The 10951-nt window shown below is 71.0% G+C and carries 11 protein-coding genes; 5 read left to right on the top strand and 6 right to left on the bottom strand.

Going from position 1 to position 10951, the window contains the following annotated elements:
- The first annotated feature begins 111 nt into the window (after window positions 1-111).
- Window positions 112-666, top strand: coding sequence for a cysteine hydrolase family protein (locus E0500_RS04870; RefSeq protein WP_131568607.1), 555 nt, complete (start codon window positions 112-114; stop codon window positions 664-666).
- A 48-nt stretch (window positions 667-714) separates the two neighbouring features.
- Here E0500_RS04870 and E0500_RS04865 read toward each other — a convergent pair whose 3' ends face one another.
- A complete protein-coding gene (locus E0500_RS04865) occupies window positions 715-1062 on the bottom strand; it encodes an SsgA family sporulation/cell division regulator (RefSeq protein ID WP_131568605.1) in 348 nt (115 codons plus the stop codon).
- Between the two features lie 280 nt (window positions 1063-1342).
- Between E0500_RS04865 and E0500_RS04860 the strand changes: the two genes are divergently transcribed.
- The 4 genes from E0500_RS04860 (at window position 1343) to E0500_RS04845 (ending at window position 5239) form a co-directional block, all read left to right on the top strand.
- Window positions 1343-2401, top strand: coding sequence for an energy-coupling factor ABC transporter permease (locus E0500_RS04860; RefSeq protein WP_131568603.1), 1059 nt, complete (start codon window positions 1343-1345; stop codon window positions 2399-2401).
- 1 nt (window position 2402) lies between these two features.
- Entirely contained in the window at window positions 2403-3164 is a 762-nt protein-coding gene (gene cbiQ / locus E0500_RS04855) for a cobalt ECF transporter T component CbiQ (RefSeq protein WP_131568601.1), read from the top strand.
- Window positions 3165-3184: 20 nt separating this feature from the next.
- Entirely contained in the window at window positions 3185-3949 is a 765-nt protein-coding gene (locus E0500_RS04850; protein WP_131568600.1) for an energy-coupling factor ABC transporter ATP-binding protein, read from the top strand.
- Between the two features lie 129 nt (window positions 3950-4078).
- Window positions 4079-5239, top strand: coding sequence for a serine hydrolase domain-containing protein (locus E0500_RS04845; protein WP_165935146.1), 1161 nt, complete (start codon window positions 4079-4081; stop codon window positions 5237-5239).
- A gap of 106 nt (window positions 5240-5345) precedes the next feature.
- On the opposite strand, the gene E0500_RS04840 is transcribed toward E0500_RS04845, so the two are convergent.
- The 5 genes from E0500_RS04840 to E0500_RS04820 form a co-directional block, all read right to left on the bottom strand.
- Window positions 5346-5621: a DUF1876 domain-containing protein gene (locus E0500_RS04840; protein ID WP_131568596.1), complete on the bottom strand. Its 276-nt coding sequence runs from the start codon at window positions 5619-5621 to the stop codon at window positions 5346-5348.
- Between the two features lie 105 nt (window positions 5622-5726).
- Window positions 5727-6575, bottom strand: coding sequence for a DMT family transporter (locus tag E0500_RS04835; protein WP_131568594.1), 849 nt, complete (start codon window positions 6573-6575; stop codon window positions 5727-5729).
- Window positions 6572-7198, bottom strand: coding sequence for a YbaK/EbsC family protein (locus E0500_RS04830; protein WP_181586875.1), 627 nt, complete (start codon window positions 7196-7198; stop codon window positions 6572-6574). The genes E0500_RS04835 and E0500_RS04830 overlap by 4 nt, the downstream gene beginning before the upstream one ends.
- A gap of 34 nt (window positions 7199-7232) precedes the next feature.
- Window positions 7233-8963, bottom strand: coding sequence for a penicillin-binding transpeptidase domain-containing protein (locus E0500_RS04825; RefSeq protein WP_131568590.1), 1731 nt, complete (start codon window positions 8961-8963; stop codon window positions 7233-7235).
- Window positions 8964-9064: 101 nt separating this feature from the next.
- Entirely contained in the window at window positions 9065-10729 is a 1665-nt protein-coding gene (locus E0500_RS04820) for a penicillin-binding transpeptidase domain-containing protein (protein WP_131568588.1), read from the bottom strand.
- Between the last annotated feature and the right edge of the window lie 222 nt (window positions 10730-10951).

Here is a 10951-nt window from a genome sequence, read left to right as displayed (position 1 = left end):
GTGGCCGGGGCTAGCGTGATCCCCGATGGAAGCCCGTTCACAGAACGCAGGCCTGTGCGCAGATCCGTGCGCAGACCCGTGCACATGCCCGTGCACAGAGGGGACAGCACCGTGACCACACTGCCGGACCGACCCAACACCGCCCTGCTGGTGATCGACGTCCAGAAGGGCGTGGTGGACGAGGCGCACCAGCGTGACGCCGTCGTCGCCAACATCGGCAAACTCGTCGAAAAGGCCCGCTCGGAGGGCGTCCCGGTCGTCTGGGTCCAGCACTCCGACGAGCACCTGGCGAAGGGGAGCGACGCCTGGGAGTACGTCCCGGAGCTGGCCCGCCAGGAGCCGGAGCCGGTGGTGCACAAGACGTTCGGCGACTCCTTCGAGGACACCGACCTGGAGGAGGTCCTGGCCGGGGCCGGCGTCGGGCGCCTGGTCGTGACCGGCGCGGAGACGGACGCCTGCATCCGGTCCACGATCCACGGCGCCTTCGTCCGCGGCTACGACGTGACTCTGGTCGCCGACGCGCACACGGCATCGGACAAGAGCGCGTGGGGCTCCCCGCCGCCGGAGCAGGTCATCGCCCACACGAACCTCTACTGGCGGTTCCAGTCGGCACCCGGCCGCACGGCCGCCGTCGCCGGGACGGAGGACGTGGGGTTCGGCGGCTGAGCGCACCCGGCGCGGGGGCGGGCGCGGCCCCGTTCAGACGCGCCCCGTTCAGACACGCCCCGTCATGTACGTCCGGCGGAGGAAGCGGATCAGGGTCTTCGCGTCGAACTGCATGACCTCCACGCCCTCGGACGAATGGAACTCCATGACCGCCTGGACGCGGCCGCAGGGCCACATGCTCACGGCGCCGCTGCTGGCGGGGGTGCGCAGGCCGCGTTCCATGAGGTCACGGGAGACCTGCCAGTCCTGCGGTCCCTCGTGGATGCCGGGGAGGTTGACGTGGACGGAGCGGGGATCGGCCTCGGAGTCGTAGCGGAGGAGCACCCGCACCGTGTCCTCGGACCCCACGGAGTCCGTGACGACGTGGGCTCGCGCGTACTGCTCGACAACGGACATCGGACGGCTCCCTTGCGCTGAGCGACCCAAGCGGAAGTTGGGATTCCGAAGCTGTGATTCCGCAGCTGTGAATCAACAACCGTGATTCCACTATTTGTCCAATGTCGCATATTTTGCGGATCCGGGCCGGGGGGCGCCTGCGTCCGCGACCGTTTATTGGCTGCTGTGCGCTCTTGCGAAAGGTTCGCAACAAGGCTCTATCATCGTACGGTTCCAGCCAGCCCGCCGAACCCTACACAGCCGATCGCGGCCCCACCCGAGCAGGAGAGCGAGCCCTCCCATGCATGTGCCCGACGGATTCATCAACGCTCCCGTCTCGGCGGCCGCCGGAGTCGTCGCGGCGGGTGCCGTGGCTGTGAGCCTCCGCGGCGCCCGGCGTGAACTGGACGAACGGACGGCACCGCTCGCCGGGCTGGTCGCCGCGTTCATCTTCGCCGTGCAGATGCTGAACTTCCCGGTCGCCGCGGGCACCAGCGGGCATCTGCTGGGCGGGGCGCTCGCCGCGATACTCGTGGGCCCCTTCACAGGGGTCCTGTGCGTGTCCGTCGTGCTGCTCATGCAGGGCATCCTGTTCGCGGACGGCGGCCTCACCGCGCTGGGCGTGAACATCACCGTGATGGGGGTCGTGACGACCGTCGTCGGGTACGCCGTCTTCCGCGGGCTGGTGAAGGTCCTGCCGAAGAAGCGGCGCTCGGTCACCGTCTCGGCCTTCGTCGCCGCACTGCTCTCCGTGCCCGCGGCCGCCGCCGCCTTCACGCTTGTCTACGCCGTCGGCGGCACCACGGACGTACCGATCGGGCAGGTCCTCACCGCGATGGTCGGCGTCCACGTCCTCATCGGCATCGGTGAGGCCACGATCACCGCGCTCACGGTCGGCGCCGTCATCGCCGTACGGCCGGACCTGGTGTACGGCGCCCGCGGCCTGACCGCCCCGCTGAAGCTGCGCGTGAACGGCGAACTCGTCGACGCCCCGGCCGCTGAGCCCGTCCCCGTCGCCGCCCGCTCCCCTCGCAAGCTGCTGCTCGCGGGCCTCGCCACCTCCCTCCTCCTCGCCGGATTCGTCAGCTTCTACGCCTCCGCCAACCCCGACGGCCTGGAGAAGGTGGCCGCCGACAAGGGCATCGACGCCAAGACGGAGGACCACGCGGCCGCCGACTCCCCGCTGGCCGACTACGGCGTGCAGGGCATCACCGACACGCGCCTCTCCGGCGGTCTCGCGGGCGTGATCGGCGTCGGCTTCACCGTCGTCGCCGGCACCGGCGTCTTCTGGGCCGTCCGCAGGCGCCGTACGGGCGACACGTCCCCGGCGTCCACGTCCGACATCCCCGAGAACGCCTGACATGGGGGCGGGCCACGTACACAAGCTCTACCGTCACGGGCACTCGCCCGTGCACGCCCTGCCGCCGCACACCAAGCTGACGGCCGTCTTCGCGTTCGTGGTGGTCGTGGTGTCCACGCCGCGTACCGCGGTCTGGGCGTTCGCGCTGTACGCGGCGCTGCTCGGCACGGTCGCGTACGCGGCTCGCGTGCCCGCCTCCTTCCTGCTGAAGAGGCTGCTGATCGAGATCCCGTTCGTGGCCTTCGCGGTACTCATGCCGTTCGTGGCACAGGGCGAGCGCGTCGACGTCCTGGGCATGTCGCTGAGCGTGAACGGCCTGTGGGGCGCCTGGAACGTCCTCGCCAAGGGCACCCTGGGCGTCGCCGCCTCCGTCCTCCTCGCCGCCACCACCGAACTGCGCGAACTCCTCCTCGGGCTGCAACGGCTCAGGCTCCCGCCGCTCCTCGTCCAGATCGCGTCCTTCATGATCCGGTACGGCGACGTGATCACCGACGAGATGCGGCGGATGCGGATCGCGCGGGAGTCCCGCGGGTTCGAGGCCCGCGGCGTACGACACTGGGGGGTGCTCGCCAAGTCCGCGGGCGCCCTCTTCATCCGCTCCTACGAGCGCGGCGAGCGCGTGCACCTGGCCATGATCAGCCGGGGGTACGCGGGCTCCATGCCCGTGATCGACGAGGTGACCGCGTCCCGGGCGCAGTGGTCGTACGCCCTCGCCCTCCCGTGTGCCGCCCTCGTCGTGTGTCTGTTGGGATGGTTCCTGTGACCTCAGCATCCACAGCATCCATGGATTCCGTGACCCCCGTGCCCTCCCTCGAAGTGTCCGGGCTCGCCTTCGCCTACCCCGACGGCCACCAGGCCCTGTTCGGAGTGGACTTCAGCCTCGCCCGCGGTGAGCGGGTCGCGCTGCTCGGGCCGAACGGCGCGGGCAAGACCACGCTCGTGCTGCACCTCAACGGCATCCACACCGCGGGCGCCGGCACGGTGAAGGTCGCCGGGCTCCCGGTCGGCAGGCAGCACATGGCCGAGATCCGGCGGCGCGTCGGCATCGTCTTCCAGGACCCGGACGACCAGCTGTTCATGCCGTCCGTACGGGAGGACGTGGCCTTCGGGCCCGCGGCGGCCGGGCTGAAGGGCGCCGAGCTGGAGGCGCGCGTGGACCGGGCGCTGACGCGGGTCGGCATGGCGGAGTTCAAGGACCGCCCGCCGCACCACCTCTCCTTCGGGCAGCGCCGCCGGGTGGCCGTCGCGACGGTGCTGGCGATGGAGCCGGAGATCCTCGTCCTGGACGAGCCGTCCTCGAACCTCGACCCGGCTTCGCGGCGCGAACTCGCCGACATCCTGCGGTCGTTGGACGTCACCGTCCTCATGGTCACGCACGACCTGCCGTACGCCCTCGAACTGTGCCCGCGCTCGCTCATCCTCAGCGAGGGCGTGATCGCGGCGGACGGGAGGACCGGCGAACTCCTCGCCGACGACGACCTGATGCGCGCCCACCGTCTGGAACTCCCCTTCGGCTTCGATCCGCGTTCCGTGCGGACGAGCGCGTGACGAGCACAGGGCACAGGGCACAGGGCACAGAGCGCGGAGCGCGGAGCGCGGAGCACGGAGCACAGGAATCGAAACCTCCGCGTGCGTGTTGCACCCGTCGTCGAAGGTGAGCGAAGAGGGAGCACGGGCGTGGACGTGAACGGCACAGTGGCCGAGGGCTTCGAGCCGGTGAGGGACGCGTTCGCAGCGAACTTCGAGAAGCTGGGGGAGCAGGGCGCCGCCGTCGCCGTGTACCAGGACGGCCGCAGGGTCGTGGACCTGTGGGGCGGCACCAGGGACGTGGACGGCGACGCGCCCTGGGAGCAGGGCACCGCCCAGATCGTGCGCTCGGCCACGAAGGGCATCGCCGCCGCCGTACCGCTGATGCTGGCCGAGCGCGGGAAGCTGGACCTGGACGCGCCGGTCGGCGCGTACTGGCCGGAGTTCAAGGCGCACGGCAAGGAGCGGGTGCTGGTCCGGCACGTGCTGAACCACCGGGCCGGACTCCCCGTCCTCGACCACCCGCTGACCCCGCAGGAGGCGCTGGACCCGCGCCGGGGTCCCGAGGCGGTCGCCGCGCAGGCCCTCGTGTGGGAGCCGGGCACCGCCCACGGCTACCACCCGCTGACGTACGGCTGGCTGGTCGACGAGTTGGTGCGACGCGTCACGGGAGGACGGACCGGCGAGTGGATCGCGTCGGAGATCGCCGGTCCGCTGGGCCTCGACCTGTGGCTGGGGCTGCCCGGATCGCAGGCGGCCCGGGTGGGCCGCGCAGGCCGAACCGAGGCACCGGAACCCTCCGGTGGCCTCCGTGTCCGCCCGAAGCGTTCGGTCACCGAGGCCTACGACGACCCGTCCTCCCTCACCCGCCGGGCCTTCGCCGCGATCACCCCGTTCCCCGACCAGAACGACCCCGCGTACCGCGCGGCGGCCCTCCCCGCCACGAACGGCATCGCCACGGCGAACGGACTGGCCCGCTTCTACTCGTCCCTGATCGGCGAGGTGGACGGCGTACGGCTGTTCGCCCAGGAGACCGTGGAGTCGGCCCGCGCCGAGGAGTCCGCGGGTCCGGACCGCACCCTCGTCGTCAACACCCGCTTCGGCCTGGGCTACATGCTGCACGGCAGCGCGTCACCGCTGCTCGGCCCCGGCTCCTTCGGCCACCCGGGGCGGGGCGGCCCCCTCGGCTTCGCCGACCCCGCCACCGGGGTCGCCTTCGGCTATGTCACCAACGGGTTCCGCAAGACGGTGACGGCCGACCCGCGAGCCCAGGCACTGGTGCGGGCGGTACGGGAGGCTGTCGCGGGCTGACCCCCGGGGCGCCGTCGCGGGCTGACCCCGGGGCGCCGTACCAGCCTCGGGGCTCGTGGGGCGACATCGGACGGTGCGGTGACGCCGCGACTCACGCGGCCCGAGCTCAGAGTGCGATCGGATGCGACGTCCTGCCGGACGCCTCGTCGATCTCGTCGTGTGCCTTGGTGAGCAGCTTCATCGCCAGTTCGTTCAGGGCCCTTGCCCCGGCGATCTCCTCGCCGACCCGTGGCTGATTGGTGTCGCTGCGGAAGCGGCTGGCGTACCCGTGGGCCCGTACCTCGTTCCCGTCGGGCAGCCGCACGAGAGCCGCCGCCTTGGTGCGCTGATCGTCCTCCTCGAATTCCAGCTCGACATGCCATCCGACTGCGGTGTGCGTCATGACGATCACCTCCGGAACCGCTGCTTCCAGGGTGCGCCTCCGCGCCCGCCGATGCACGACTTCGCGCCTCGCCCACGTGCACCGGCAGGGCCTGACGAAGCACCGCTAGCCCGCCCGCAGCATCAGCCCGATGCCGACCACCACCAGTCCCGCCGCTATGATCCGCGGCGCCCCGAACCGCTCCTTGAAGAACACCGCGCCGATCGCCGAACCGACGATGATCGAGGACTCGCGGAGCGCGGCGACAGGCGCCAGCTCGGCCCGGGTCTGGGCCCACAGGACCAGCCCGTACGCCGCCACGGACAGCGCGGCGCCGAGCAGCCCGAGTACGGCGAACGGCCGGAGGACCTGAACGGTCTCCCCACGCCAGCGGCACACCACCGCGTACACCGGGAGCGCCAGGCCCTCCAGCGCCATCAGCCAGGCGATATAGCCCAGGGACGACCCCGAGGCCCGTACGCCCAGGCCGTCCACCACCGTGTATGCCGCGATCGACAGGCCCGTGGCCAGGGCCGCGCCGATCGCAGCCCAGTGCGGACGGCGCCCGCGCAGCCCCCACAGCGCCACCCCCGTCAGCCCGGCGCAGCTCAGCCCGATGCCGGCCGCCGCCCAGCCGTCGGGCACCTCGTGCGCGACCACGGCCGCCAGCAGGGTCACCACGAGCGGCGCGGTCCCGCGAGCGATCGGATACGCCTGACCGAAGTCGCCGAGCCGGAACGACTGCATCAGGAGCACGTAGTAGACGAGGTGGATCACCACCGAAGCGATCAGGTACGGCCACGCCCCGGCCGCCGGGACCGGCACGAACGGCATCGCGGCGAACCCGATGAGCGCGCCACCGCCCGCGATCAGCGTGAAGCCGACCAGCTTGTCGGTGATGCGGTGGGCGATGGCGTTCCAGCTGGCGTGGGTGACCGCGGCGAGCAGGACGGCCGCGGTCACGGCCGGCGTCACGCTGTCTGCTCTCGCACGTCGGCCAGCGTGGCGCCGGCGTGCGTGATCAACTCCTTCGGGGCCATGGGGAAGACGGTGTGCGGTGTGCCCGCGGCCGCCCACACGGTGTCGTGGTCCAGCAGTGAACGGTCGGCGAGCACACGGGTCTTCGTCCGGTGCCCGAAGGGCGGCACACCGCCGATCGCGTACCCGGTCGTCTCCCGTACGACGTCCGCCTTGGCCCGCGTCACCTTGCCGGCGCCCAGTTCGCGCCGTACGAGCTCCACGTCGACGCGGGAGGCGCCGTCCATGAGGACCAGGACGGGCACCCCGTCGGCCGCGAACACGAGCGACTTGCAGATCTGGCTGAGTTCGCATCCGACCGCGGCGGCGGCCTCCGCGGCGGTGCGGGTCGCGTCCGGGAAGCGGCGGATCCGGTCGTGGAGCCCGTCGAGTCCCAACTCCGTGAGCGCCTCGGCGAATCGGGGGTGAGCACCCGAAGCTCCCGAAGCAACTGAATCGGCTGCACCTGAATCAGCTGAAGCGCCCGGAGCACCTGACCCGGCTGATGCGGCTGAAGCGGACACGGAGGGGGCCTCGGAAGCGGTCATGGACGGCACGGTAGCGGTGCGTGTAGGGGCCATGCGAGCGACTTACCGGGCGTTGTCCCGCTCCCGGTCAACTGCCCGCCTTCAGCAGCGCCGCCACGATCGGACCGGCCGACTTACCTCCGCGGCCGCCCTGTTGGACCACACCCGCCGACGCGAGGTCACCCTTCCACGCGGTGAACCAGCCGTTGGGCTTCTTCTGCCCGTCGACCTCCGCGGAGCCGGTCTTGGCACCGAAGTCGGGGCCCAGACCGGCCATCGGCTCCGCCGCCGAACCCGCGGCCGCCGTGTACTGGAGGAGGTCACGGAGCTGGGTCTGCACCTTCGACGGCATCTTGCGCGACGCGGTCGCGAGCGGGCGGTCGTCCACCGACGGAGCGACCAGGTAGGGCTGCTTGAATTCGCCCGTCTTGGCGGTGGCGACCACGGACGCCATGTTCAGCGGGTTCATACGCACCCCGCCCTGCCCGATCAGTGACGCCGCCATCTGCGCGTCACTCTGCACCGGCACCGCACCGTCGAACGTCGGCACCCCGACGGACCAGTTGTTCAGGCCGAGCCCGAAGACCTGCTGGGTCTCCTTCGTCAGCGAGTCGTTGTCCAGCTTCTTGGCCTGCGAGATGAAGGCCGTGTTGCAGGAGGCCGCGAAGCTCGACTTGAACGTGCCACCGTCGATCTTGAACTTGTCGACGTTCTGGAACTTCCAGCCGCCGTACGTCTCGTACTTGGGACAGGGGTGGGGCTTGTCCGACGAGGCGAGGCCCTCCTCGATGAGCATGGCCGACGTCACGATCTTCATCGTGGAGCCGGGGGCGAGCGAGCCCTGGAAGGCCACGTTGAAGTTCGGGTTGGAGTTCGCCGCGGCCAGGATCTCGCCGGTCGACGGGCGCATCACCACGACCGAGGCCTGCTTCTTCGCCGACACCTGCTCCTCGGCGGTCTTCTGGAGGCTCGGGCTGAGGGTGGTCTTCAGGGTCCCGGGCGTGCCCTTGCTCAGCTCAAGCAGGGTCTTGTCCGGGGCCTTCTGGTCGGCTTCCTCGCTCTTGGAGGCCTTGGATGCGTCCTTCGACTCCGAGGAATCCGAGGACTCCGACGCCTTTGCGCGGACCACCCGCAGTTCGATCCCCGCCTTGCCGCCCGCCTTCTTGCCGTACTTCTCGCGCAGCCCGTCCAGCACGGTCCCCAGGGACGGGTACTCGGCGGCCGTCAGCTCGCCGCCGTCCCGGTCGAGCGCCTTCACCGGGGGCGTGCCCGCCTCACCGGTCACCAGCCGGTCGCCCTCACCGAGGTCCGGGTGGACCACCGACGGCTTCCAGCCGACCAGCGGCTTGCCGTCCTTGGCATTCCGTACGACGGTCAGGGACGACTCGTACGCCAGCGGCTTGCCGGCGGTGCCCTTGTAGGACACCGTGCCCTTCACGGAGAAGGCGACCGCGTCGCCGGAGCGCTTGCCGCGGGTGAGCGTCACATCGGTGATGTGTCCGTCCTCGCCGAAGCCGGTCAGCGCGGCCTTCGCGGCCGCCGCGTCGTCGGTGGCGGCCGCCGCCTTCGTGACGGAGCCGTCCCCCCAGGCGGTGAGGAACGTCGTGGCCGCGGTGCGGACCTCGGCCGCCGACAGGGGGCCGGTCTTCACAGCATCGGCGTCGGAAGCCGAGGACCCGTCCTCCGCCACCGCGCCACCACCGAACAGGGCGTACGCGCCGAACGCGCCGCCGCCGACGACCGCGGCGATCAGCCCGCCCACCACGAGCGGGCGCTTATTGCTGCTGTTTTCCTCGCTGACGCGCCTTCTCTTGCCCACAGCCCTACGTTCCTCCGCTGTCCCCAGGCCCCCGCTGTCCTCACGCTCCTCAAACGAGAACGACAACACCACCCTAGAGTCCCGGTGTGACAGTTGTGACGTCAGCCTGCAGCTCGTAGCACGCTTGCGACAATCGGACCGGCCGCGTCGCCGCCGTGACCGCCCTCCTGGGTCATGGCCGCGGCCGCGACGTCACCCCGGTAGCCGGTGAACCAACTGTTGGACACCGTCTGCCCGTCGACCTCGGCGGAGCCGGTCTTGGCGCCGATGCTGCCGCCGAGCCCGGACATGGCGGCGGCCGCGGTGCCGCTGGTCGCGGTGCGGTTCATCATCTGGCGCAGCTGCTGGACCGTACTCGCCGACAGGCCCTTGGCCGTGGCCAGTTGGCGGTCGTCGAGCCCCGGCGGGACGATGACCGGCTGGCGGAAGCTGCCCGTCATGGCGGTCGCTGTGACGGAGGCCATGTTCAGCGGGCTCATCTGCACCTGGCCCTGGCCGATCATGTTGGCCGCCGTGTCCGGGCCGCCGGAGGCGGGGACCGAGCCGTCGAAGGAGGGGATGCCGACCTTCCAGTCGTTCCGGCCGAGCCCGAACCGTTCCTCGGCCTCCTTCGTCAGCGAGTCGACCTGCACCTCGTCCGCGTACTTCACGAACGCCGTGTTGCAGGAGCGAGCGAAGCTCTCGGAGAGGGTGGCGTTCTCGTTCGGGGCCATGCCCTCCAGGTTCTTGAAGGTCTGGCTCTGCGAGGTGGCGGTGGGCGGGCAGGGGGCCGGGCCCGTCGACGTCGTGATCCCGTTGTCGATGAGCGTGGCGGCGGTGATGATCTTCATCGTCGACCCCGGCGCCAGTTTGCCGAGGAAGGCCGCGTTGAAGCCGTCCTTACGGTGGTTGGCGACGGCCAGCACCTCGCCCGTGCTCGGCTTCACGGCCACCACCGACGACTCGGAGAACCTTTCGACCGCTTTCTCGGCCGCCGCCTGCGCGGTGGCGCTGAGCGTGGTCCGCAGCTCGCCGACCCTGCCCTTGGCGAGCGTCACCAGCGTGGTGTCACCCTGGCCTTCTCCCTGGCCTTCTCCTTCTCCCTCTCCCTGTCCCGCGCCGGTGTGCCGCACCGCCAGCTCGATGCCGGGCTCGCCGCCCGCCTTGTCGCCGTACTTGTCCCGCAGGGCGTCCAGGATCGGCCCGAGGGAGGGGTACTTCTCCTTGGTGAGCTCGACGCCGTTGCGGTCCACGGCCCTGATCGGCGGGGCCGCGGCCTCACCCGTGACCAGGGTGTCGCCCTCGCGCAGCTCAGGGTGCACGACGGACGGCTGCCAGTCGACGAGCGCCCTGCCCGTCGTCTTCCCCCGCACCACGGTCAGTTCACCGTCGTACGCGAGCGGCTTGCTCTTCCCGTCGTACGACACCGTGGCCTTGACGGAGAACGGCACGGTCCGGCCGGACGCGGTCCCCGGCGTGATCTTCACGTCACCTATGTGCGCCTCGTCGCGGTAGGCGGCCAGCAGGCCCTCGGCCTCGGCCTCGTAGTTGGTGTACGACGCGGCCTCGGCGGCCTGCCCCTTCGCCCAGGCCGCGAAGAACTTCCGCGTCGTCTCCTCGACCTCGTCCCGGCTCGGCGGCCCGGTCTTCACCACGGGCGCCCCGGCCGCGTCCGAACCCCCGTCCCCGCTCAGCGCGGTCACGAAGTTGTACGCTCCGTACCCGGCGCCCCCCACCATCACGGCGAACACCCCACCGACGACGGCGGCCTTTGCCCCCTTGCGCATCGCGCGCTCCCTCCCCGTTGGCACCCTCGCGGGCGACACCCCCTGGAACCGTTTCTGAACGCGTTCAGAAATCTCGGCCGCCTGGCACTGTAAGCGACGTGAGGGGGGACTGTGGAAGGGGTTGTCCCAAAGGTGTCCGAAGTGAGATCGAATGTGCGGCTTCGGTCCGAGGGGTGGCCGGGGGTGGGAGGGTGGGACCTCGGGCCTGGGCGAGACCGCAGA

Source organism: Streptomyces sp. KM273126 (assembly GCF_004337435.2).
GTDB lineage: Bacteria > Actinomycetota > Actinomycetes > Streptomycetales > Streptomycetaceae > Streptomyces > Streptomyces acidicola.
The sequence above is the reverse complement of the archived record's forward strand: the minus strand, read 5'-3'. Positions and strand labels throughout refer to the sequence as shown.